This is a genomic window from Mucilaginibacter sp. (assembly GCF_025362475.1).
Taxonomy (GTDB): Bacteria; Bacteroidota; Bacteroidia; order Sphingobacteriales; family Sphingobacteriaceae; genus Mucilaginibacter.
This window is the reverse complement of record NZ_JANYGH010000022.1, coordinates 1-23,825: the sequence shown is the minus strand read 5'-3', so window position 1 is coordinate 23,825 and position 23,825 is coordinate 1. Positions and strand designations below refer to the sequence as shown.

The following is a 23,825-nucleotide window of genomic DNA, read 5'->3' as shown; positions in this document are numbered from 1 at the left end:
TCCAAAACCTTTTTCGCTTTTATTTTTTCAAGCGTTTTTTCAGTTTTTATTCCCCTTTTCCTTCTCTCTTTTCTCCCTCAGCGGCGGGGTGCAAAAGTAGCAAACTTTTTGACTTTCCGAAAATTTATCTGATCTTTTTTTTGAAGCCTTCTCCTTCTCGCTTTCACTCTTCCTGCTTCAAAAAACCCTTTCAGTAACCTTTCTAAGAACAATCCCGCTTCCTCGTTTGCGGGCTGCAAAGGTACGCCGATTTTACACTTACGCAAGCTATTTTTAACAATTACTTAACCTATAAGCTTAACTCCTTAGCAATCAATCGCAAAAACTTTATCAAAGGGCTATCTGTTACAAATTAAGCCCGAAGAATGCTATAAACATAGGTATCCGCTATGTGAAACGTTATCATACCTTAATATATAAGTAAACTCCCTTCCGTTATATCCTGATCTCCCTTTTTCAGTACATATATATTATATATACACCGTAATTGCGTTAGGGGTAGCAGCGGATACCGGCCCGAGCCTAATGCCTTGTGCCGTATGAGCGGATGACCCGGCCAAAGGCAACGCCCAGATTAAGAGCAACAGATTAAGACGAATTACCCTATATCCCCTGATCACTGAGCATTATCAATCGATGGATGTTCTTAAAAAATTAGCGACTTAGTATCCTTTCCCGAATTCTTCTTCTATATTTAAACCAGTACTATATGAATAGCACCAATTAAAAAACCAGGCGAAGGATTTGATTGACTAACTAAACACCAATAGTTAAAAGATGTTAAATACATATACCATATATATAAGGAGCACAAAACCCGTTATATATTAGCAGCTAAATAAATAATTGACTGATTTACATTAATCACCTATCTTTGCAAAATGTTTAAAAAACAACTAACGTTATTCACCTGTGTTTTAGCCCTGTTAATTATTACACTGGGAAGTTGTAAAAGCAAATACGAGAAGTTAAGAGCGAGTAACGATTACGCCAAAAAATACCAGGAAGCCATTAAGTACTATAATAAACAGGAGTATGAAAAAGCGCTGGGTTTATTTGATGTACTGGTTGAACGCTATCGCGGACGCAGTGCTGCCGAAGACTTGTTTTATTACTACGCCTTCACCAACTATAAGTTAAAAGATTACACATCTGCAAGATTTCACTTTAAAACGTTTGCCGATACCTACCCATCAAGCCCGAGAGCAGAGGAATGCCGCTTCTTTTCGGCTTATTGCTATTATCTTGATTCGCCTACGTTTTCTCTTGATCAGGAAAACACTTTAAAGGCTATCGAAACGTTACAGTTGTTCATTAACCTTTATCCTAAGAGTGACCGGGTTACTGAGGCAAGTAAGTTAATACAGAACCTGCGCGATAAATTGGAAATGAAAGCCTATGAAAACGCTAAATTGTATTTAACCATCAGCGATTATCAATCGGCAGTTATTGCTTTTAATAATGTACTTAGAGATTATCCGGATACTAAATACGGCGAGGAAATCGAATTTTTGATCATAAAATCGCAATACAAGTACGCCGATCATAGCTTTGAAACTAAACAAGTAGAGCGGTTTGATCAAACTATAACTTATGCCCAACAGTTTAACGATAAATTTCCGGCAAGTAAATACGGTAATGAAGTTAAAGGGTTAATTAAAGATAGCCAGGCTGGCATTGTAGAGGCTAAACGTGTAGAGGCCGAAATATTGACCAATACCAAACTGGCTAAAAAACTGGCTGCAAAAGATACCCTCAGAACACAGCCACCATCAGAAAAGAATCAGAATCAGAAAATACCATATTAAAAAAATTAGAGATATGACAGCAAATAACACCAACAAACCAGCAGTAGCAAGCAGCACTGTAACCCGCGATTTACGCGAGCTGGACGTTAAAACAAACAACATATATGAGTCGCTTGTGATCATGTCAAAAAGAGCAAACCAGATATCAAACAATATAAAAGAAGAGTTACACCAGAAACTTTCTGAGTTTGCGTCATCAAACGACAACCTTGAAGAGGTTTTTGAAAACCGTGAGCAAATTGAGATCTCTAAATACTATGAAAAACTGCCAAAACCATCATTGGTAGCTGTTCAGGAATTTTTAGATGATAAGGTTTATTACCGTAACCCATCTAAAGAAGCTTAAGCCCCCCCGCCCCCTTAAAGGGAAGCGCAGGTTAAAGAATTAAAAACTCCCATATGGGAGTTTTTTTGTTTATTTTTAAATTTTATAATCATTCCCCCGCAGGGGGTAGGGGCTTATGCTTGAAGGTAAAAACATCATTTTGGGAGTCTGCGGCAGTATAGCCGCCTATAAATCGGCATTGCTGGTAAGATTATTGGTTAAGGCCGGGGCCAATGTACAAGTACTGATGACCCCCGATGCTACCAGTTTTATTACTCCTTTAACACTTTCCACGCTCTCAAAAAAGCCGGCCCTGGTTGATTATTATAAAACAGAAACCGGCGAGTGGAATAACCATGTTGAGCTGGGCCTTTGGGCAGATATGCTGATCATAGCACCTGCAACTGCTAATACACTGGCTAAAATGGCCAATGGCTTTTGTGATAATTTGCTGACGGCCGTTTACTTATCGGCTAAATGCCCGGTGTATTTTGCACCTGCTATGGATCTGGATATGTGGCTTCACCCGGCAACCCGCCAAAACGTTAGCAGGCTTCAATCATTTGGTAATACCTTGATAGCGCCCGGTAATGGCGAATTGGCCAGCGGTCTTTATGGCGAAGGCAGATTGGCGGAGCCTGAAGAAATCGTCGACTTTTTATCATCTATCCTTAAAAAAAAGCTCGTTTTAGCCGATCATAAGGTAATAGTTACTGCCGGACCAACTTATGAGGCTATTGATCCGGTACGCTTTATTGGCAATCACTCATCCGGTAAAATGGGTTTTGCTATCGCGGATGAGCTGGCCAGGATGGGCGCCGATGTTATACTCATCAGCGGTCCAACTGCGCAGGTAAGCGGTCAGCAATCGATAAAACGAATTGATGTTACCTCGGCTGCCGAAATGCTCGATGCCTGTTTAGCTCATTATAAAGATGCTAAAGCTTGCATTATGAGTGCTGCCGTTGCAGATTATACCCCGGTAACTATCGCGCAGCAAAAAATAAAGAAAAAAGATGCCAGTTTTGCTATTGAACTAAAAACTACTACCGATATATTAAAGACACTGGGCGAACAAAAGACAAAAGGGCAGATCCTGATTGGTTTTGCATTGGAAACCAACGACGAGGAAGCGAACGCCATAACCAAGCTGCAAAAGAAGAATCTTGATTTTATTGTGCTAAATTCGTTAAACGATGCCGGCGCAGGTTTTAAAAAGGATACCAACAAAATAACCATTATTGACCGCGACCTGCATAAAACAGCATTTGAATTAAAAAGTAAAGACGCTGTAGCCCATGATATTTGCCTTAAAGTTGCCCAACTGATAAACCAATGAAAACCATACTCCTTTACGCACTTTTAGTTTTGTTTGGTTTCCGCGCTGCGGCGCAGGATTTGAACGCACGCGTACAAGTGGTTTCACCAAAAATACAGGTAACTAACAAGCGGATTTTCCAAACTTTGGAAACCGCTATGAAAGATTTTTTGAACGGCCGCAAATGGAGTGCCGACCAAATACTACCCCAGGAACGTATAGACTGCAATTTTGTATTGAATATTACCAACTGGGATGGCGGCAGCGTTTTTAGTGCAGAATTGCAGGTACAATCATCCAGGCCAATATTCGGTTCATCATATAGCTCAACTTTACTGAACATCAACGATAGGGATGTCGATTTTACTTATAACGAAGGCCAAACGATTGATTTTAGCGATCAGAATTTTCAGGGTAACCTGAGTTCGGTGATGGCATTTTACGCTTACATTATTGTAGGTATGGATTATGACACTTTTTCGCACTATGGTGGTACCCCCTATTTTGCCAGTGCCCAAACAGTGGTTACCAATGCGCAAACCGGTTCATACAAAGGCTGGAAAGCATTTGACGGCAATATTAACCGCTATTGGCTGGCGGAGAATTTGAATAATAAGCTTTATGCCCCACTACGTGATTTTATGTATGATTATCACCGCAACGGGCTTGATATTATGGCCGATAATGCCAATAAGGGCCGTAAATTTATCACTACGCTTTTACCGAACCTACAGCAGATAGACCGGCAGCGTGTTGGCTCTATGTTCCCGCTTATATTTTATACAGCCAAAAGCGACGAGTTGGTTTTACTTTATGGCAAGGCTGATTCGCAGGAGCGCCTGCAAGCCATGAATTTATTAATGAAGACTGATCCGGCAAACGGAACTAAATATCAGGTTTTGCAGAAATAAAGACAGCTACCTTCTTAAAGGGAACTTTTGATTTTCATGTTTTTGGTCTGAATCAGCATTTATTGAAATTAAGAGCGAGTATAGCTATCAAACCAACATCCTGTTAATTGCAAAATTCAAATTCCCACACCCCTTACATTCTCCTTTTCCAAAAAATATTTTAACAATTACTTGCAAATACGAAATCCATCGTAGATATTTGTACGAAGAAATTCGTATAACAATAAAATGGATATAAAACCAACAGAAAGCGAGCTTGAAATTTTACAGGTAATATGGCGAATGGGCCAGTGTACTGTACGCGATGTGCATGAGGAATTGGCTAAAACCAAAGACGCCGGCTATACCACTACGCTTAAACTGATGCAGATTATGAGTGATAAGGGTTTGGTTGAGCGCGATACTACCTCAAAAACACATTTATACAAAGCATTGTTTAGCCAGGAGCAAGCTCAAAGCAACGCTTTGGATAAAATACTGTCTACTGTATTTAAAGGTTCTACATCCGATTTAGTGATACAGGCGCTTGGACAGCACCGAGCATCAAGCGATGAAATAGATGCCATTAAGAGTTTTCTTAACCAGTTTGATCAGCATAAAAAATAAAACGTTATGGAAAGTGTATTCTATAATATAAGCCAGGTTTTGGGTATCACCATCATCCATTCTTTATGGCAGGGTTTATTGGTTTGGTTTGCATTGCGTTTATTATTTGCCTGCGCGCCAAGCTTATCATCAATAAAAAAGCATAATGCTGCTATGGTATCTATGCTTGCAATTAGTGTATGGTTCGTTTACACTTTTGTAACCCAGATACAGGCACATATATGGATCGATTTTTCTGCGGCCAGCTCCCCGGCCTTATTACCACATTTCACTTTCCCTTTAACTACTATAACACACAGCGTTTCTCCATCATACTATAATTACGTTATTGAAGGTTACCTGCCTTATATCTCTACTATTTATTTTATTGGTCTCGCCTTTAACGTATTGAGGATGGGCATCAACTGGCAAAAGCTGAACCATATTAAAGGGACCATGATACCCTCCGACAGTCTGCAGGAGTATGTGGATTCGCTTTGCCAGCAACTTCTTATTGACAGGTATGTAAGTGTGAACATCAGTCGTCTTGTTGATGTACCCTGCATGATTGGCTTTTTTAGTCCCATTATACTTTTACCAATTTCATTAACTACCTATTTATCAACCGAAGAGGTAAAAGCCATTTTATTGCATGAATTATCGCACATAAAACGCAACGACTACCTGCTTAACATGGTACAGCAGTTTATAAGCATAATGCTTTTCTTTAATCCCTTTGCCCAATTAATTAACAGAATAATAAACCAGGAACGCGAAAACCGGTGCGACGACCTGGTAGTACAAACAACTGCCCAACCCTTAGTGTATGCGCATGCACTATTAAAGCTGGAGCAAAAAAGGCAGGGAAACCTGCAACTGGCCCTTGCCGCAACCGGAAAAAAGTATCATTTATTAACCAGAATTGAACGTATCATGAACACAAAGAAACCCATAGGCAACATTCGTCACCTTTTAGTGGCTGTTGCAATAATAGCGGCAAGCATTAGTAGTATTGCGTGGCTTAACCCTACCATAGCTAATGGTAAAATATCAATAAAAAAAGTGAAGGTAACCTATCCGGCTGTATTGAAACAATTACTTGCAGATACTACCCGTAAAAAAGCTGTTAAAGCGAAAAAAGTTGTATCCGCAAAAACAGCTTTACGAAACAAGCGCACTGCAGAAGAAAGATATAACAGCTTTAACGACGCCGAATTGAACAAGCTAACTGCCGAGGTTGATAAATATGCCGAACAAATAGGCAAATACTACGATAGCCCCGAGTTTAGAAGTCAGCAAAAACTGATGGAAGAAAAGGCTGAAGCTATGGAGAAATTTTATAATAGCGCCGAAATAAAAAAAATGCAGGAAGACCAGGAAAAGATAGCCGCAGACTTTCAAAAAAACTGGGGCGAAACCGGCGAGACCAGTAAACTGGGTGAGCAAATGGGTAAAATGGGCGAAAAAATTGGGGCATATTACAACAGTCCCGACTTTAAGAGAATGAATGAAGAGCTCAGAAAAAAATATGGTATTAAAGGCAATTACCATGATGATAGCAAGGATGAGAATTACAAAAAATACCAGGATGAATTGCAAAGTAAAGTTTCGCCCGAGGTAAAAGAGCAAGCTGAATTGCTGAAAAAGATGGGCGAAGAAATGCGCAGTCATTTTGACTCACCGGAGTTTCGTAAAAAAAGCGACGAACTGCGAATGATGAGCGATAGCTTAAGAAAAGCATACCATAACCCCGCAATGGAAGAGCAAAAACAGGAGATGAGAAGGATGGGCGAAAAAATGCGGGCTTACCAGGATAATGCTCAAATTAAACAAGCGAAAGCAAGGTTGCAGGAAGCCAGTAAAAAACTAAGGGAATATACCAACAGCCCGGAATTCAAAAAACGGATGGCTGATGCAAAGAAACAGGCGGATCTTGCACTTGAAGAGAACTAAAGAAGGCAAACGGATTTTTATTTGTATCATAACGCCTTTTAAAACTAAATAAATTAGCAATATTTCATTAAATTTTAGTTTAAAGCATCTTAATTCTTAATTTAGTATCCTTAATAAAATAAGGATACTTTTTTTATGCTTCAAAAGCTAACTATTAATAACTACGCGCTGATTGATAACCTGGAGATAAGTTTTGGCGAAGGCCTTAACATTCTTACAGGCGAAACAGGAGCAGGTAAATCGATCATATTGGGCGCATTGTCGCTCATTTTGGGTCAGCGTGCCGAGAGTCGCTATTTTTTTAATCAGCAAAAAAAATGTGTAATTGAAGGATCGTTTAAAATAAGCGGATTTCATTTAAGTTCATTTTTTGAAGAAAATGATCTTGATTATGAAACCGAAACCGTTTTACGCAGGGAGATATCTGCCGACGGAAAATCCCGGGCTTTTGTGAACGATACGCCGGTTAACCTTACCGCGCTTAAACAACTCGGCGAAAAGCTGATCGATATCCACTCGCAACATGCTACGCTGGAGATCAATGATCCCGAATTTCAGTTACTGGTGGTTGATTCGGTTGCCAAACATGATGAACTGCTGAATGATTACCGTAACAAATACCACGCATTTAAAAAAGATACCGGCAAGCTAAACCAATTAATAGCCGAAAGTGATAAAGCCAAAGCCGACCTGGATTACTTCCAGTTTCAGTTTGATGAACTGGACAAGGTTAGCATCAGCGCCGATGAACAGGAGCCATTGGAGAAGGAGCTTTACGCGCTAAATAATGCAGAAGAAATTAAGCGCAACTTATACGGCGCATATTACCTGGTACAGGAAAGTGAAATGGCCGCCATTTCACAACTGCGTGAAGCCGGGCAACAATTAGGATCGATTGAAAAGTTTGACTCCCAGATTGAAGAATTGCACCAACGCTTAAACAGCGCCATCATCGAACTAAAAGACATAGCCACCGAGGTTGAACTGATAGAGCAAAAAACGCATACCAACGAGGCCCGGGTTGAAGAAATTAATACCCGCTTAAGCCTCATATATAACCTTCAAAAGAAACACCGGGTAAATAGCAATGCCGAACTTTTACAGATCCAGGACGATCTATCGGGTAAAATACAGCAGGCATTGTTTAGCGATGAGGCTATTGAAAAACTTCAAAAACAGTTGGCTTCCGATAAAGCCGAATTGGAAAAGCTGGCTGCCAAGCTAACTGCCAACCGGTTAAAAGCTATCCCCGCTATTGAAAAACAAGTGATTGCTACGCTTGCAGAAATGGGGATGAACAATTCGACGATGAAAATTGAACAAGCCCCCCTACCCCCTAAAGGGGGAGTTATAGAAGCAGCTGGAAAATCATTGATAACATTAAATGAAAATGGAACTGATCATATCCGCTTCCTTTTCTCTGCAAATAAAGGCCATTCATTGGCCGAGATGAGTAAAGTAGCATCGGGTGGTGAACTTTCAAGACTGATGCTGAGCATAAAATCAATTATTGCAAAATACACCGCCCTGCCTACCATTATTTTTGATGAAATAGATACGGGAGTATCGGGCGAGGTTGCCAATAAAGTTGGCCAGATCATGGAACGCCTGGCCGATAACCTGCAGGTAATTACTATTACGCATTTACCACAAATGGCCAGCAAAGGCAAAAACCATTACTTTGTTTATAAGGATGATAGCTCGGCAACAACCTATACCCGCATCAAAAAACTGGATAACCATGAGCGTGTTTTGGAAATTGCCAAAATGCTGAGCGGTGATAAACCCGGTGAAAGTGCATTACAAAATGCGAGGGAATTACTTGGGAAAGTATCAAGTAGTTAGTATCAAGTATCAAGATTTTTGACTTCAGGACTTTTGGACAAAAGATTTTCAGACTTCCTGTCTTGCTACTTGATACTAACTACTTGATACTATCTTCAAACTGAATAAAAATATCATAACTTTACCCCAATTACAGAAAACTCAAAACATGGCTTATAATTTATTAAAGGGCAAAAAAGGCATCATATTTGGTGCCCTCAATGAGCAATCCATCGCCTGGAAAGTAGCGCAGCGCGCTGTACAGGAAGGTGCCGAAATTGTATTATCAAACGCGCCAATTGCTTTACGCATGGGCGAACTCAATAAACTGGCAGAAGAGTGTAATGCTCCTGTCATCGGTGCCGATGTTACCAGCAATGATGATATCAATAACCTGTTCATCAAAACACAGGAGCATTTTGGCGGTGGTGTCGATTTCATTTTGCACTCCATAGGCATGAGCATCAACGTACGTAAAAGCGTTCCTTATCCAGAAAACAATTACGATTTTACCCACAAAGGCTTTGATATTTCGGCATTGAGCTTACACCGCATTTTACAGGCGGCCATGAAACACGATGCCATCAATGAGTGGGGATCAGTATTGGCATTAAGCTATATAGCAGCACAACGTTATTTCCCAGGTTATAATGACATGTCTGACAATAAAGCTGTACTGGAAAGTATTGCCCGTAACTTTGGTTACGAATATGGTATTAAAAAACATGTACGTGTTAATACAATATCTCAATCGCCAACCCGTACGACTGCAGGTTCGGGAGTTAAAGGCTTTGATGGTTTTATAGACTTTGCCGAAAAAATGAGCCCACTGGGTAACGCTGATGCAGACCAATGCGCTGACTATTGCGTATCTATGTTTAGCGACCTCACTAAAATGGTTACCATGCAAAATCTCTTCCACGATGGTGGCTTCTCCTTCACTGGCGTAACACAAGCTGTTATTGACCAGATGGGGAAATAAAAATACTAACCCAAAAAAAATGCGCTCTCATAAGATGTAGCGCATTTTTTTTGAGTCTTTTAAAATTACTGGGCCGAATCTACCAGGACTACCTTAACCTTAATGTCGTCAGCAGGAGCAGTAGGTAATTTAGTACCATTAACACCCTGGGCATATAAAACAATTCTTCCAACGCTGGTAATATAGCTATAAGATATACCAGCATAAGCTTGAGGAATGGCTTCATAGGTAGTACCATTATTGTAAGAGATATACACTAATACTCCGCCATTTTCCTGGGCGTATGTATCAAGCTCGGGCAAATCGCCATCCTTACCCAGTTCAGATGTGTAGGATACATTATCATCGGTGGATAACTTCCATCCGGTTGTACCTTTCACTGTATAAATTGCAGTTACATTGGCAGAAGGTGTAATGTATTTTTTAGTACATGAGGTTGCCGCTATTAATACAGTGCAGCAAATTAAAGTCAAGATTTTTTTCATAATGTTTCGATTGTATATACTGTAAGAACAATATAATTAAAAAAGGTTTAACGCTTTTTGATTTAATTTATTTCAAAAGTATCACTTGCTTATTGATATATATGGTTCCAGTTGCTTTTTCCATAAGTAGTACCCATATGGAGTTAGGTGGATTCCATCAATGGTAGCAAGAGCATTCAACCGGCCATCCTGGATAAAATAGTTGTACATATCAATATAGCTAAGTTGATTAAGCCTGCAATAAGCTGCCACTTTACCATTATAAGCTTTAATTTTTGCATTGAACTTATTACTTAAAGTAGGTAAAACCGATTGTACGTACAGCTTAGTTGCCGGCGAGTTTTTTTTGACAAGGGCACACATGGCAACAAAGTCATTATACATCAGGCTGCTATCCCTCCCATCCCTGATATCATTAATACCTGCCTCTAAAAATATCCTGGGCGGTTTCCTTTTAATTATCCTTTCCAGGTTAGTCAAAATATCCTTGTTTTCGGCACCGCCAAAACCCATATTTTTTAAATGAACATTGTTCAAGCTACTCCTCAACGCAAAACCCTCAGTTAAACTGGTGCCAATAAATATGATCTCCTGGTTATCGCTTTTAGTGCTAAATAGTACCTGCCATTTTTGCTGTTCAAATTGATGCTGGCGCCGGTAGGCAAATAAAATCTTTCTATCGATAAAGTAGCCAACGGTTATAATATTCAGTGCAATTGAAATAACGAAAACCCATTTATAGATCAACTTTTTATTAACAGTCATATAAAATTATATCTGCTGATATTTAATCAACGAGGCCTAAATATACAATACTTAAAGGTTGCCGGTTTGGGATAAATCAGAAAAACATTTTTCTATAACTAAATTTTTAGTTTATTTGTATCTATGCGGAAACTACTTTATTTACTGCTATTCATCGTGCCCAACATTTGCCTGGCGCAGGTAACAATCACCGGTAAAGTAATTAACAGCAATGATAAAAACCCTGTAGCAAATGCCAGCGTGTTTTTAAACAACGCCATCGTTGGAGACAAAACCGCTGATGACGGCGCATTTACGCTCCGTAACGTAAAGCCGGGCCAGTACACCCTTATAGTAACCATTGTTGGTTATGAAACTTATAGCCTTAGCCTGATGGCGGGGACTAAGGACGTCGCCTTACCCGAAATTTCGCTTACACCTAAAACTATCATGCTTCAGGAGGTGAGCATTAAGCCCGATCCCAATCGCCTTAGAAATTATAATGATTTTAAAAGATTGTTTTTAGGTACATCTGCAAATGCCCAGTTATGTAAAATTTTAAACCCGGATGTAGTTTATGTTGATTTTGATACTAAAACCGGAATACTTTCGGCCTCAAGCGGCGATGATTTTATAGAGGTAGAGAATAAGGCGTTAGGCTATCTTATCAAATATAAACTCACCAAATTCAGTTATGAGCCCAAAGGAGTTTTTTATTACGAGGGCATTTCGGTTTTTGAAGAACTAAAAGGTGGCAGAGCACAAAAACGCAAATGGGAAAAACAACGAACTATAGCCTACCTGGGTTCTCCGATGCATTTTTTAAGATCGGTTATTGCCGATCAAATAACCAGGGATGGTTTTCAGGTTTTAAGATTAACACGAAAACCCAATCCCGATTATCAGGAGGGAAAAATGGGAAACAACAACTACAAATACATTCAATCATTATATACAAAGCCTCCCCTAATAGCAAGCGACTTTGCCAAACGCACCGATCAAACCGACCTGTTTGCCCTGGGATTTAGTGATTGCCTTTATATAATTTATACCAAAAAACGCGAAGAAACAGATCTGTCAGTTTATCACCCCTTAGATATTCCTAATCACCCGGTTACTATACTTTCATTTGATGAACCCTATGCTTTTTTTGACAGGAATGGCATTATAGTTAACCCGCACAGTGTTATTTTTGAAGGCGACTGGGCTAAAAGTCACATGGCCGAGCTGCTGCCAGTAGATTATGCACCCGAAAAAGCCAATGAAAAATAGTTGATTTATTTTTAGCTTTATCCATGCTAAAACCTTTACTCTTATTGCTCTTGTTGATTCCAGTGGTATGCTTTTCTCAATTAAAAATTACAGGGCGAGTTATAGACAAAAGGTACAAAAACCCGGTAGTAAACGCCAGAGTATTTTTAACAAAGGATACCACAAAGTATAAAACTGATAATTACGGGGTATTTACCATTCCCAACGTAAAACCAGGGGAATATACACTCGTTGTAACGTCGACAGATTATGAAACCTATGCTAATACATGGCTTGTTTATGATAATAGTATCACTATTCCCGATATAAGTTTATTACGTTTAGATGAATTGGATCTTGTTAACGACAAGTACAATACTAACCGGGAGCGTGATATAAATATTTTTAAAGCTTTTTTTATAGGGGAGTCTACCAATGCAAAAAAGTGCAAAATCCTGAACCCGGATGCTATTTTTGTAAAATACAATAGCATATTAAAGGCACTCATAGCATTTTCCGATGAATATATTAACGTCGAAAACCGGGCGCTGGGTTATTTGATCAAATATAAATTAGGCACATTCCACTACCTTTCCAATGGATTGGTTTATTTTGAAGGAACACCACAGTTTGAAGAGTTAACCGGCAGCGAATCGGAAAAAAAGAGATGGAAAAAGCAGCGCCTTATCACATATCAAGGTTCGTCAATGCATTTCCTACGATCTGCAATTACAAATCAACTTGAGGAGGAAGGCTTTAAAGTTTCACGATTAATTAGAAAGCCGGATACTGACTACTATAAGTTAACTAATCAGCAATCTATTAAATCAATTTATAAAGGTGAATCCTTACCAGTGGATAGTTTTATAAACCACACCAACAAAAAAGGCGTATTTGCAATGAAATTTAACGACTGCCTTTATATAATTTATACAAAAAAAGTTCAGTCGCCTAACATTAATAAAATTGGCTTCACGGCAAAATTGCCCAATTATGCCACTACGATAATTACTTTTAATGAGCCATATGCCCTCTTCGGTATCGAGGGTATAATTACAAACCCTCAAAGCATTTCGTTCGAAGGCGACTGGGGCGAAAGTGGTATAGCAAACCTTCTACCACCGGATTATCAGCCTTAAAAAAACCTGACCAATAAAAAACCCCATCTGCCTAAGCAAACGGGGTTGTATTTTTAAATAAGCTTTAACTTATTTTTGTTCTTCTTCTGTTGGTGTTTTACTTTCACCTTTTTGGTCAATGATCGTGATCTGACTGGTTTCTTTGTCAAAATCAACTTTCATAATGTCACCATCGCTCAATTCACCTTTCAGGATTTCTTCAGCGATAGGATCTTCCAGGTATTTCTGGATAGCACGTTTTAACGGACGTGCACCAAATTGAGAATCGTAACCTTTATCGGCAATAAACTCTTTAGCGGCTTCTGTAAGTTCAATTTTGTAACCCAAAGCATTAACACGGCTAAACAAGTATGCCAGTTCAATATCGATGATTTTGAATATCTCATCTTTACCCAATGAGTTAAATACAATAACATCATCAATACGGTTCAAGAACTCAGGAGCAAAAGCGCGTTTTAAAGCATTTTCGATAACACCTCTTGAATGCGTATCGGCCTGTAAATTTTTAGCATTAGTGCTGAAACCTACACCCTGACCAAAATCTTTCAGTTGGCGTGCGCCGATATTCGATGTCATGATGATGATCGTATTCCTGAAATCAACCTTGCGGCCTAATGAATCAGTTAACTGGCCTTCATCCAATACCTGTAACAATATGTTAAACACATCAGGGTGAGCTTTTTCAATCTCATCCAATAATATTACCGCATATGGTTTACGACGTACTTTTTCGGTTAATTGTCCACCTTCTTCATAACCCACATAGCCCGGAGGCGCTCCTACTAAACGTGATACCGCGAATTTCTCCATGTACTCGCTCATATCAATTTGTATCAGCGCGTCTTCGGTATCAAACATAAAGCGGGCAAGTTCTTTTGCAAGCTCAGTTTTACCAACACCTGTTGGGCCTAAGAAAATAAATGAACCAATTGGTTTTTTAGGATCTTTTAAGCCTGCACGTGTACGTTGGATAGCACGGGTTAATTTTTTGATTGCCTCATCCTGGCCAATAATCTTGCTGGCAACAGTATCGCTCATGTGCAATAGCTTTTGGCTATCGGCCTGGCCTACCCTTTGTACAGGGATACCAGTCATCATAGATACTACTTCGGCAACATTGTCTTCAGTTACGGTATAACGTTTTGATTTTGTTTCGGCTTCCCAAACAGCTTTAGCCTGGTCAAGCTCGGCAATCAAATTCTTTTCAGTATCACGCAATTGCGCAGCTTCTTCGTATTTCTGGCTGCGAACAACTTTGTTTTTTTCGATCTTGATCTGCTCTATCTTTTGCTCAATATCCAATATATTTTGTGGTACATGGATATTGGTTAAGTGAACACGTGAACCCGATTCATCCAAAGCATCAATCGCCTTATCCGGTAAAAACCTATCGGTAATATAACGGGTAGTTAAGTTAACGCAGGCGTTAATAGCTTCTGGCGTATAAGTTACACCATGGTGCTCTTCGTATTTTTCTTTGATCCTGTTCAGTATCTCGATAGTTTCATCAGGGGTAGCTGGCTCAACCATTACCTTTTGGAAACGACGGTCCAAAGCACCATCTTTCTCAATATACTGGCGATATTCATCTAACGTAGTTGCGCCGATGCATTGTATTTCGCCCCTTGCCAAAGCAGGTTTAAACATATTTGATGCATCAAGCGAGCCTGAAGCACCACCTGCACCTACAATAGTATGGATCTCATCAATAAATAAAATTACATCAGGGGATTTTTCCAGTTCATTCATCACCGCTTTCATCCGTTCTTCAAACTGACCGCGGTATTTTGTACCGGCAACCAATGAAGCCAGATCAAGTGTTACCACGCGTTTGTTGAACAACACACGCGATACCTTGCGCTGAACAATACGTAATGCTAATCCTTCAGCTATGGCTGATTTACCAACACCCGGCTCACCTATTAATATAGGGTTGTTCTTTTTACGGCGCGAAAGGATTTGAGATACCCTTTCAATTTCCTTTTCACGACCAACAATCGGGTCAAGTTTTCCATCCTCGGCGGCGCGGGTTAAATCGCGGCCAAAGTTGTCCAACACCGGTGTTTTTGATTTAATGTCTGATACCTTTTTAGGCTGACTAAATGACTCTTCTTCTTTAAAGTCATCATCGCCACCGGTTGGTGATCCTGGCATTTCGTCAGTTACATCGTTTTTATGTGATTCAACTTCACCTTTAAACACCTCGTAGTTTACGTTAAACTGTACCAATATCTGCGATGCGATATTATCCTCATCGCGCAATATAGATAGCAGCAGGTGCTCGGTTCCAATTACATCACTTTTAAATATTTTGGCTTCCAGATAAGTTATTTTTAATACTTTCTCGGCTTGCTTAGTTAGTGGAATACTGCCAATATGTACATTTGTTCCAATGGTACCTTTAACAGCATCTTCAACGGCACGCCGAAGTTTTGCAGTATCAACATTCAAACCTTTCAGCAATTTAATTGCTACGCCGTCTCCATCCCGGATAAGGCCCAGTAAAAGATGCTCCGTTCCTATATAGTCGTGCCCAAGGCGCAATGCCTCTTCTCTGCTGTATTGAATGACATCTTTAACCCTCGGCGAAAATTTAGCTTCCATATATACCTTTCAATTATTATGAACGTCCTAATCTATAAATTTTGTTTTCAATCACGACGCATGACTTAACATTTATCAACAATATTGCCAACATTTAACACTTTGCAGAAACAGACATTCATATGATACGCAAGCTATTAAAGTTTGGGTTCAATCAGCAATTTTTGACAAAAAATTCAACGATCAATGAATTCTTTTACAATATACGAATGAAACTTACCATTTTGATACAAAAAATTCAAAATAGTTTAAACATCGTGTTAATAAATTATAATCACCATAACAAAACAGGCATTTCGTCATACCATATGTCATTAAGGCATTAACCTAATGTTTATTCAATGTTTACTTATATGTACGTAAAAGCTATCAAAACAGTTGCCACTTTGCTATGTTAAACGAAATTAAATACTTACAAGTATGTATTGATTAGGGAGTATTTATAAAAGGTAGCAATTTTTTTTTCTGACACTGCTTTTTTTAGGTAATCCATCAATTTTGACTCATATTTGAATTCTTTTTTTAATCAATTATAATGGCAGACGAAAAGATCATTTTTTCAATGGCAGGGGTTAGCAAAGTTTATCCCCCGCAAAAAACAGTTTTAAAAAACATTTATCTATCGTTTTTTTACGGTGCCAAAATTGGCGTTATCGGCTTAAACGGTTCGGGTAAATCATCTTTATTAAAAATTATAGCAGGCATTGATAAAACCAATATAGGCGAGGTCGTTTTTTCGCCAGGTTATACCGTTGGCTACCTGAGCCAGGAGCCGGAGCTTGATCCCAACAAAACCGTGCGCGAAATTGTGGAAGAAGGTGTTGCCGAAACCACAGCATTATTGAAGGAATACGAAGAGATCAACGAAAAATTTGGTCTTGAAGAATATTACGGCGATGCTGACAAAATGGATAAGCTGATGAACCGCCAGGGCGAACTACAGGACCAGATAGATGCTGTAAACGCCTGGGAACTGGATACCAAGCTGGAACGCGCCATGGATGCACTGCGCTGCCCCGAGCCCGATACCAAAATTTCGGTACTATCGGGAGGTGAACGCCGCCGGGTGGCATTATGTCGCTTATTGTTAAAGGAGCCCGATGTTTTACTATTGGATGAGCCTACCAACCACCTGGATGCCGAATCTATTGATTGGCTGGAACAACATTTACAACAATATAAAGGTACCGTTATAGCGGTAACACACGATAGATATTTCCTGGATAACGTAGCCGGATGGATCCTGGAACTTGATCGTGGAGAAGGTATCCCATGGAAGGGAAATTATTCCTCATGGTTAGATCAAAAAGCGAAACGCCTGGCCCAGGAAGATAAGAGCGAAAGCAAACGCCAGAAAACGCTGGAGCGCGAGCTGGAATGGGTTCGCATGGGGCCAAAAGGCCGCCACGCTAAATCCAAGGCCCGTTTATCAAACTACGAGAAACTTGCATCTGAGGAAACCAAGGACAGAGAAGATAAACTGGAATTATTTATTCCGCCGGGACCGCGTTTGGGTAATATCGTAATAGAAGCCAACGGCGTAAGCAAATCATACGGCGATAAATTATTATTTGATAACCTGAGCTTCTCGTTACCACCAGCAGGTATAGTAGGAATTATTGGCCCCAACGGTGCGGGTAAAACCACCTTGTTCCGTTTAATTACCGGTCAGGATCAGCCGGATGCAGGTACTTTCCGCGTAGGCGAAACTGTTGCTTTAGGTTATGTTGACCAGATGCATGATGACCTTGACCCTAACAAATCTGTTTGGGAAAACGTAACCGGCGGCCTGGAAACTATTATGGTAGGCAACAAACCCCTTAACTCAAGGGCGTATGTATCCAAGTTCAACTTTAACGGTGCCGATCAGCAGAAAAAAGTGGGTGTACTATCGGGAGGTGAGCGTAACCGGGTTCACTTATCCATTACCCTTAAAAAAGGATCAAACGTGTTGCTGCTGGATGAGCCAACCAACGATATCGACGTAAACACCTTACGCGCTCTGGAAGAAGCCCTGGAAAACTTTGGCGGTTGCGCCGTAGTCATCAGCCACGACCGCTGGTTCCTTGACCGCATCTGTACCCACATCCTGGCATTTGAAGGCAACTCACAGGTTTACTTTTTTGAAGGAAACTATTCTGATTACGAAGAAAACAAAAAGAAACGTTTAGGTGATGTAGCGCCTAAGAGGATCAAGTATAAAAAGTTGACGGTGTAAGCCCCCTCTAAGTCTCCCCCTGAAGGGGGAGACTTTTGAATTGCAAATGGTGACCATATAAAACCTCGTCATTGCGCGTTTTACTATCCAGGGGACACTGAAAGGAAAATGACGTTTGAAAAGTTTGTCATCCTGAGGAACGAAGGATCTATTCGCAGACTGTACATGGCTAAGAAGTATGGCGAATAATAGATCCTTCACTGCGTTCAGGATGACAAAAAAGCTTTTTATAACCTCGTCATTGCGAGGAACGAAGCAATCCCCAACTATGCAGGTTCTCCCTGTAGGCTGGTGATTGCTTCGTTCTTCTTAATGACTTTTTTATTTAATAATTATCACTCCGCCCTCCTTTTTTAACCTTACAGTCAATTCCTTATCTCAACTCAATAAAAAATTCCTTAACTTGCCATTTTCTAATTATAATACATTAAGGCCATGACAGAGACGCTGGACATCAAGATCACCAAGACCACTCATTCCCGTTTAGCAGAAACGGATTTTGACAACTTACCTTTCGGAAAAACATTTTCTGACCATATGTTTATGGCAGACTATGCTGATGGTGAATGGAAAAACCTACAGGTCATTCCCTACGGCGAGATTGGATTGAGCCCGGCAATTTCTGCATTACATTACGGCCAGGCTTTTTTTGAAGGTTTAAAAGCTTACAAACATGCTGATGGAAAAGTAACCATTTTCCGCCCCGACAAAAACGCTATCCGTTTTAACAAATCTGCAGAAAGGCTTTGTATGCCTGCCCTGCCCGAAGAAATATTTTTACAAAGTATGGCAGCTGTGGTTGATATCGACCGCGAATGGGTACCATCAAAAGCTAACCATGCTTTATACATCCGCCCTTTTATGTTTGCTACCGACCCTTTCCTGGGTGTAACACCATCGGCAACCTATAAATACATGGTACTTGCAGGCCCGGTAGGTCCATATTTTTCAAAAACACTCCGTGTAAAAATTGAAACATATTACACCCGCGCTGCCGAAGGTGGTATGGGTTACGCAAAAGCAGCCGGTAACTACGGCAGCTCGATGTTACCCGCCCGTAAAGCAGCCGAAGAAGGTTTTGATCAGTTGATATGGACCGATGCCAAGGAACATAAATATGTGGAAGAAATGGGCGCAGCGAATGCGATGTTCATGCTGGACGGCAAACTAATAACAGCCGAAACTAAAGATACCATACTGGATGGCGTAACTCGCAATACCGTTATTACCTTAGCCAAAGAGTGGGGTATAACTGTTGAGGAACGCAAAGTTTCTGTTGCCGAAATTATTGAAGGTGCCAAAAATGGCAAACTTACCGATGCCTTTGGTGCAGGTACTGCCGCAACCATAGCTTCGGTAGGATCAATAAGTGTTGATGGCGAAGAGTATTTTTTAAGCGATCCAAAAACACGTGAATTCTCCCAAAAAGTATTATCAACCCTTGATGCTGTAAAATATGGCAGAGAAGCTGATACTCATGGCTGGAATTACCTGGTAGGTTAATCAAACATTATTATAAAACAGGAAAGGTGCTCAAATGGGCACCTTTCCTGTTTTATCTAAATTACAAATCGTCTGCCACCATCGAGTCTTAGACGGCTTCAGATTAGCAGCTTCTATTTTATTATCTCCCCAACTTTAAAAACCACAATTGGTTTCTGGTTTTATTCCCTCTTTATCAATTGTTAATACAGGCTGGCCTTTTTTATAAGTTACAATCCATATACTATCAAAATCATCATTGGGCCACTGCTGGCCTTTAACACTGATGCCTAATGCTTTTATAGCAGGCTTAATATAGCTATGCTCCCATACTATAAGGATAGTTCCCTTTTTACCTTGCAGTTCAGCAACCAAATTATTTACATCTTCCTCTTCAAAACTGCTGTTGATGGCTAAATTGTACTTAATGGCAAAAGGCGAAACTGTTTGAAACATCCGCCCGCGTGAGGTTGACTTACCGGGATGCGTAGACGGAATATAAATATGGCTTACCGGACCAAATTTTGCTTTTAAAACTTCGGGTAATTTTAAGGCCCTGTTTAAACCCATGCATGATAGGTTATCCCCATCTGCAGGTTTTTCTGCGTGCCTTATAAATATCAGTTTCAGGTTTTTACTTTGAGCATCGGCACGGTAAGCACCGCAGCACATTAATAGTAAAACTGTAAGGGGAAATATTATTATTCGTTTAATCATACAAGGGAACAATGTACTATTGGTAAAGCCCCAACTGCTAAATTACTCAACACTTACAGTCAATCCTTCTTGTTGCAATATCTTCCGGTATATCTCCATCTCGGTAAACGAACCTTCCAATACAGCGCATTTACCTTCATTATGCACTTTCCAGGCTATTTTTTCAGCTTGAGGTTCGGAGTAGTCAAGATACTTCATCATGCAATGGATTACGTGATCAAACGTGTTAAAATCATCGTTCCACAATATAAGGCGGCGAACTTCTTTAAGTCCTGCCAGTAATTCTTCGAGGGTAAATGTTTCTTCCTGTGTTTCAGTTGGCATACGTAACTACAAAATTACTCAAAAACAATAATAAAAAAGCTAAAATCGTGTTCAATTACCTTAAAAAGCTTGCTGTAACAGTATAGATACTAAACCCCGAACACCATAAACTCATGAAAAAAATTGCCACTTGCATTATTATTCCCCTGGCCGCTCAATTATTTACAGCAACTATAGTGAACGCCCAAGCCGCCAAAACCAGCCAAAATACATTGCAACCTCCGCCTAACACTATAAAGATTGATGGCGATTTGAAAGATTGGGGCGATAGTCTGCGGTATTTTAACGAAGAAAAAAAGTTAAACTATGCTTTGGCCAATGACAAAACTACACTTTACGCAGCCATTCGCATTACCGATAAAATGGACCAGATGCGCACCCTTAATGCCGGCATTACCTTAAGTATTGATACTAAAGGCAAAAAGAAAGAAAGCTTTTCGCTTACCTTCCCGCTGGCTGAGCCGGGAACAAAACCCGATTTTGGAAAACGGGCCGACGATAATACCGAAATTACCCAACAAGACCGGGACGACCTGCTACGTGAGCGAGTTACCAAACTGCGGGACATTAAGGTGGTAGGCTTTAAAGATATTGAGGGCGATATGATCACCACATCAAACACCTACGGCATTAAGGCGGCTATTGATTATGATGCCGAAGGAAACCTGGTTTATGAAATAGCCATCCCACTGCAGTTTTTTCATGCTGAAGAAATTACCAAAACCGAATGGGCTTTCAACTTTAAAATAAACGGCATACAACGACCAAAGGGTGAAGGCATTGAAAGTGGTGAACATCAGGGCGGTGGTGGCGGCGGTGGAAGAGGCGGTCGTGGTGGCGGCGGAGGTGGCCGTGGTGGAAGAGGTGGTCGCGGCGGCGGTGCTGGTGCGGGCGGCGGCGCCGAAGGAGCCCACAATGAGCTATCCAAATCGACTGATTTTTGGGAGAAGTTTTATCTGAGTAAAAATTAATTAAAAGCAACACGCCCGATAATCCGTTAAAAAACGGCCTATCGGGCGTATTATATAGTGAATGGCTATTAACACTATTCCACTTTATAAGTTAAAACCTGGTGGCCAATATTCCCATCCGTATCAATACCTTCAACGGTTATGCGATAAGTTCCTTTAGTGTCCGCATTAAAGAATGATAAGCTTGTGTTGCCATCTTTATCAGTTATAATATCAGGTTTCCAATAAATGGTGGTTCGCAGATCATTGGTTTGCATAACGGTTTTAGGCCCCTCATACTTTGGCGAATAAAACTCCCGTGCCTTGTACAGACCGTTGGATGGATAAGTGATTACATTAGGCGTTTCTTGCCGGGTATAAAGGCCCTGCCCCCGTTTACTGGTAATTACAATAACATTGCCCACACCAGTAAGTAAATCAACCTTACCAGTTGTTCTTAAAACTTCAATAGATTCAACATCTGATGCAAGTATGGTTCCAAAAAGCTCAGGAGGTATAATAGAACCATCAAGTAATATATTCATTACTGTTTTCGGATCCCTTGATGTATAAGGCAATCCGTTTTGAAAAGTAATTCCACGCAAACGTGTTGTAAGATAAAAGCTAAGGGTTTCGCCGCTTGCATCTTTAGGAAACCCTCTCAAAATCTGATCAGGATCAATCGCTCCCCATCTTGATGGTTCTTTTTCTGCTTTTATAGTAACTTCCTTTAATGAGATAAGGCGTTTATCCAAACTCAACTTAAGTTGCTGGTTCAATGTTTTTTGATAAACAGACAGGGTATCCCTATCATATACATTTGTATGATTACCGGGCTGCGTTTTAAAAGGCGCCATGGTGTCAATGCTGGTTACCAGATTTTTTTTATCAAAGCCAGTTCTGCCTTGTATAACATATTTAAGTGTGCTATCGGGATCAGTAACAAGATCTTTAAATACAAACCTTCCTTTTTCGTTGGTTAACGTATCTTTTTTAAACCAACCACCTTTCGTTTTATACATTAAAACTTTTCCTTTAGACACAGGTTTACCACCGTTGGTTTTTAAATAGCCGGCCACTGTTAATGCTGTTTCGGGGTCAAACAAAAGTTCCGGATTTTTTCCGTTCATTACCTGTTTCCATTCAAAGCGGTGAAAGCCCTGGGTAAGCATCAGCAGGTCAAGATCGGCCCTTGTTTTATCACTTATATTGGTGAAATAATAATCAGGGTCTTCAATATAGCCTTTAATATCCGAGGTAAGCAGTAGGTTACTCAATATGGAATTTTTGGAGATTCCTTTAGTACCCGCTAAATCTTCATTAATAACCGCGGCAGAGAAACTACCTACAACCGGTTTACTATCCTTGTCGGCCACTTTTATGGCGATGTTCACCTTTTGCCGGGTGGCATAAACTTCCTTTGCGGTACTTATGCCGAGCTTCAACTGGTCGTTATGCTGTATAAAGGCAATACGTTCATTAAGCGGCTCACCGTTTTCTGCAAACAAGGTAAACTGCACTATACCCGTGGGGAACCGTTGCTTATCTATCCGGGTAGTAAAGCTTTGCGATAATAATTTAAAATCGGCAGTATAATAAACCTTAGCTCCTGCCTGGGCCAGCAGGTAGTACCTTGCTCCCTTTTCCGTTTCAAATAATTTTGCCGACGATGCCACCCTGATACTTATACTATCCGGCTGACTATTATTAACGGCAATAGAAAAACCGTCATCCTGCGCTTTTGGCAAACTTACGGTGAACTGTTTACCATCCTTACGGGTTATTTTGGCTTTGTAATTTTTACCTGTTTGTGGTATTATCGCAAATACCCCCATCCCCAAATGTTGCGTGCTGAATACCGCTACCTCATTACCGTCATTATCAATTATGGAGCCGTCAATATCTTCAGCTATGCCCTTTGTGCTTATAGCTTTTACAGCCACCTTTGAGCGTAAGCCGTTTATAATAGCACCTCCCTCGGGGAAAAACTGAACATCCGGATCACCGCCTGCCTTTTGTTTCCTTTTGATAATTGATAGTTGTGTGTCGCTTACAATAATTGACTGATCAAAGAAATAATCAGCAGCAAAATTGCGCATCCAATTGGTATAGGCACGTATTTGATAACTGCCGGGCCTGGTTAAAACGGGCAGCGCAAAATCGCCCCAACCTATACCTGTACTTAGGGGTATAGCTATCCTGTTT

The 23,825-nt window shown here is 40.3% G+C and carries 19 protein-coding genes; 13 read left to right on the top strand and 6 right to left on the bottom strand.

Annotated elements, in window-relative coordinates:
• Positions 1-881 precede the first annotated feature (881 nt).
• From bamD to Q0R88_RS08265, 8 genes are all read left to right on the top strand, one after another.
• Positions 882-1,808 (top strand): outer membrane protein assembly factor BamD, encoded by a 927-nt coding sequence (bamD, locus tag Q0R88_RS08300; protein WP_295714933.1) that lies wholly within the window; start codon positions 882-884, stop codon positions 1,806-1,808.
• A 13-nt stretch (positions 1,809-1,821) separates the two neighbouring features.
• Complete coding sequence (locus Q0R88_RS08295) at positions 1,822-2,154, top strand: DNA-directed RNA polymerase subunit omega (RefSeq protein ID WP_295714930.1); 333 nt, start codon at positions 1,822-1,824, stop codon at positions 2,152-2,154.
• Positions 2,155-2,269: 115 nt separating this feature from the next.
• Positions 2,270-3,472 carry a bifunctional phosphopantothenoylcysteine decarboxylase/phosphopantothenate--cysteine ligase CoaBC gene (gene coaBC, locus Q0R88_RS08290; protein ID WP_295714928.1) on the top strand — a complete coding sequence of 401 codons (1,203 nt, stop codon included), beginning with the start codon at positions 2,270-2,272 and terminating at the stop codon, positions 3,470-3,472.
• Positions 3,469-4,362 (top strand): DUF4835 family protein, encoded by an 894-nt coding sequence (locus tag Q0R88_RS08285; RefSeq protein ID WP_295714926.1) that lies wholly within the window; start codon positions 3,469-3,471, stop codon positions 4,360-4,362. Before coaBC ends, Q0R88_RS08285 begins: the two co-directional genes overlap by 4 nt.
• Positions 4,363-4,590: 228 nt before the next feature.
• Positions 4,591-4,968: a BlaI/MecI/CopY family transcriptional regulator gene (locus Q0R88_RS08280; RefSeq protein ID WP_295714924.1), complete on the top strand. Its 378-nt coding sequence runs from the start codon at positions 4,591-4,593 to the stop codon at positions 4,966-4,968.
• Between the two features lie 6 nt (positions 4,969-4,974).
• Positions 4,975-6,900 (top strand): M56 family metallopeptidase, encoded by a 1,926-nt coding sequence (locus Q0R88_RS08275; protein ID WP_295714921.1) that lies wholly within the window; start codon positions 4,975-4,977, stop codon positions 6,898-6,900.
• A 135-nt stretch (positions 6,901-7,035) separates the two neighbouring features.
• Complete coding sequence (recN, locus tag Q0R88_RS08270; protein ID WP_295714918.1) at positions 7,036-8,745, top strand: DNA repair protein RecN; 1,710 nt, start codon at positions 7,036-7,038, stop codon at positions 8,743-8,745.
• Positions 8,746-8,893: 148 nt separating this feature from the next.
• Entirely contained in the window at positions 8,894-9,706 is an 813-nt protein-coding gene (locus Q0R88_RS08265; protein WP_295714915.1) for an SDR family oxidoreductase, read from the top strand.
• Between the two features lie 65 nt (positions 9,707-9,771).
• Here Q0R88_RS08265 and Q0R88_RS08260 read toward each other — a convergent pair whose 3' ends face one another.
• Together Q0R88_RS08260 and Q0R88_RS08255 are read right to left on the bottom strand one after the other, a co-directional pair.
• Positions 9,772-10,191: a hypothetical protein gene (locus tag Q0R88_RS08260; RefSeq protein WP_295714912.1), complete on the bottom strand. Its 420-nt coding sequence runs from the start codon at positions 10,189-10,191 to the stop codon at positions 9,772-9,774.
• Positions 10,192-10,272: 81 nt separating this feature from the next.
• Entirely contained in the window at positions 10,273-10,956 is a 684-nt protein-coding gene (locus Q0R88_RS08255) for a GDSL-type esterase/lipase family protein (RefSeq protein ID WP_295714910.1), read from the bottom strand.
• A gap of 123 nt (positions 10,957-11,079) precedes the next feature.
• Here Q0R88_RS08255 and Q0R88_RS08250 point away from each other — a divergent pair, with 123 nt between their 5' ends.
• Positions 11,080-12,207 (top strand): carboxypeptidase-like regulatory domain-containing protein, encoded by a 1,128-nt coding sequence (locus Q0R88_RS08250; RefSeq protein WP_295714907.1) that lies wholly within the window; start codon positions 11,080-11,082, stop codon positions 12,205-12,207.
• A 23-nt stretch (positions 12,208-12,230) separates the two neighbouring features.
• Positions 12,231-13,325 (top strand): carboxypeptidase-like regulatory domain-containing protein, encoded by a 1,095-nt coding sequence (locus Q0R88_RS08245; RefSeq protein ID WP_295714904.1) that lies wholly within the window; start codon positions 12,231-12,233, stop codon positions 13,323-13,325.
• A 69-nt stretch (positions 13,326-13,394) separates the two neighbouring features.
• On the opposite strand, the gene Q0R88_RS08240 is transcribed toward Q0R88_RS08245, so the two are convergent.
• A complete protein-coding gene (locus Q0R88_RS08240) occupies positions 13,395-15,929 on the bottom strand; it encodes an ATP-dependent Clp protease ATP-binding subunit (protein WP_295714901.1) in 2,535 nt (844 codons plus the stop codon).
• A gap of 535 nt (positions 15,930-16,464) precedes the next feature.
• Here Q0R88_RS08240 and ettA point away from each other — a divergent pair.
• Both ettA and Q0R88_RS08230 read left to right on the top strand, forming a co-directional pair.
• The gene (gene ettA, locus Q0R88_RS08235) at positions 16,465-18,147 is read left to right on the top strand and encodes an energy-dependent translational throttle protein EttA (protein ID WP_295714898.1); all 1,683 of its coding nucleotides are present in this window, start codon (positions 16,465-16,467) and stop codon (positions 18,145-18,147) included.
• Positions 18,148-18,582: 435 nt separating this feature from the next.
• Positions 18,583-19,650, top strand: a complete 1,068-nt coding sequence (locus Q0R88_RS08230) for a branched-chain amino acid aminotransferase (RefSeq protein WP_295714895.1) — start codon at positions 18,583-18,585, stop codon at positions 19,648-19,650.
• A 135-nt stretch (positions 19,651-19,785) separates the two neighbouring features.
• Here the strand turns inward: Q0R88_RS08230 and Q0R88_RS08225 are convergent, their stop codons facing one another.
• On the bottom strand, positions 19,786-20,346 hold the full coding sequence (locus Q0R88_RS08225; RefSeq protein ID WP_295714892.1) for a histidine phosphatase family protein: 561 nt from the start codon (positions 20,344-20,346) through the stop codon (positions 19,786-19,788).
• 42 nt (positions 20,347-20,388) lie between these two features.
• Complete coding sequence (locus tag Q0R88_RS08220; protein ID WP_295714888.1) at positions 20,389-20,670, bottom strand: ATP-dependent Clp protease adaptor ClpS; 282 nt, start codon at positions 20,668-20,670, stop codon at positions 20,389-20,391.
• A 113-nt stretch (positions 20,671-20,783) separates the two neighbouring features.
• Here Q0R88_RS08220 and Q0R88_RS08215 point away from each other — a divergent pair, with 113 nt between their 5' ends.
• Positions 20,784-21,641 carry a hypothetical protein gene (locus Q0R88_RS08215; protein WP_295714885.1) on the top strand — a complete coding sequence of 286 codons (858 nt, stop codon included), beginning with the start codon at positions 20,784-20,786 and terminating at the stop codon, positions 21,639-21,641.
• Between the two features lie 74 nt (positions 21,642-21,715).
• Here the strand turns inward: Q0R88_RS08215 and Q0R88_RS08210 are convergent.
• Positions 21,716-23,825, bottom strand: a 2,110-nt coding sequence (locus Q0R88_RS08210; RefSeq protein WP_295714882.1) for a hypothetical protein, incomplete at its 5' end; no start/stop codon positions are given.

Bases quoted from the DNA above. Each gene is read 5' to 3' on its own strand.
- Q0R88_RS08225 (WP_295714892.1), bottom strand. From the start codon at position 20,346: ATGATTAAACGAATAATAATATTTCCCCTTACAGTTTTACTATTAATG.
- Q0R88_RS08260 (WP_295714912.1), bottom strand. From the start codon at position 10,191: ATGAAAAAAATCTTGACTTTAATTTGCTGCACTGTATTAATAGCGGCA.
- Q0R88_RS08230 (WP_295714895.1), top strand. From the start codon at position 18,583: ATGACAGAGACGCTGGACATCAAGATCACCAAGACCACTCATTCCCGT.
- Q0R88_RS08295 (WP_295714930.1), top strand. From the start codon at position 1,822: ATGACAGCAAATAACACCAACAAACCAGCAGTAGCAAGCAGCACTGTA.
- Q0R88_RS08215 (WP_295714885.1), top strand. From the start codon at position 20,784: ATGAAAAAAATTGCCACTTGCATTATTATTCCCCTGGCCGCTCAATTA.
- ettA (WP_295714898.1), top strand. From the start codon at position 16,465: ATGGCAGACGAAAAGATCATTTTTTCAATGGCAGGGGTTAGCAAAGTT.
- Q0R88_RS08280 (WP_295714924.1), top strand. From the start codon at position 4,591: ATGGATATAAAACCAACAGAAAGCGAGCTTGAAATTTTACAGGTAATA.
- bamD (WP_295714933.1), top strand. From the start codon at position 882: ATGTTTAAAAAACAACTAACGTTATTCACCTGTGTTTTAGCCCTGTTA.
- Q0R88_RS08250 (WP_295714907.1), top strand. From the start codon at position 11,080: ATGCGGAAACTACTTTATTTACTGCTATTCATCGTGCCCAACATTTGC.
- Q0R88_RS08220 (WP_295714888.1), bottom strand. From the start codon at position 20,670: ATGCCAACTGAAACACAGGAAGAAACATTTACCCTCGAAGAATTACTG.
- Q0R88_RS08285 (WP_295714926.1), top strand. From the start codon at position 3,469: ATGAAAACCATACTCCTTTACGCACTTTTAGTTTTGTTTGGTTTCCGC.
- Q0R88_RS08255 (WP_295714910.1), bottom strand. From the start codon at position 10,956: ATGACTGTTAATAAAAAGTTGATCTATAAATGGGTTTTCGTTATTTCA.
- Q0R88_RS08245 (WP_295714904.1), top strand. From the start codon at position 12,231: ATGCTAAAACCTTTACTCTTATTGCTCTTGTTGATTCCAGTGGTATGC.
- coaBC (WP_295714928.1), top strand. From the start codon at position 2,270: ATGCTTGAAGGTAAAAACATCATTTTGGGAGTCTGCGGCAGTATAGCC.
- Q0R88_RS08240 (WP_295714901.1), bottom strand. From the start codon at position 15,929: ATGGAAGCTAAATTTTCGCCGAGGGTTAAAGATGTCATTCAATACAGC.
- Q0R88_RS08265 (WP_295714915.1), top strand. From the start codon at position 8,894: ATGGCTTATAATTTATTAAAGGGCAAAAAAGGCATCATATTTGGTGCC.
- recN (WP_295714918.1), top strand. From the start codon at position 7,036: ATGCTTCAAAAGCTAACTATTAATAACTACGCGCTGATTGATAACCTG.
- Q0R88_RS08275 (WP_295714921.1), top strand. From the start codon at position 4,975: ATGGAAAGTGTATTCTATAATATAAGCCAGGTTTTGGGTATCACCATC.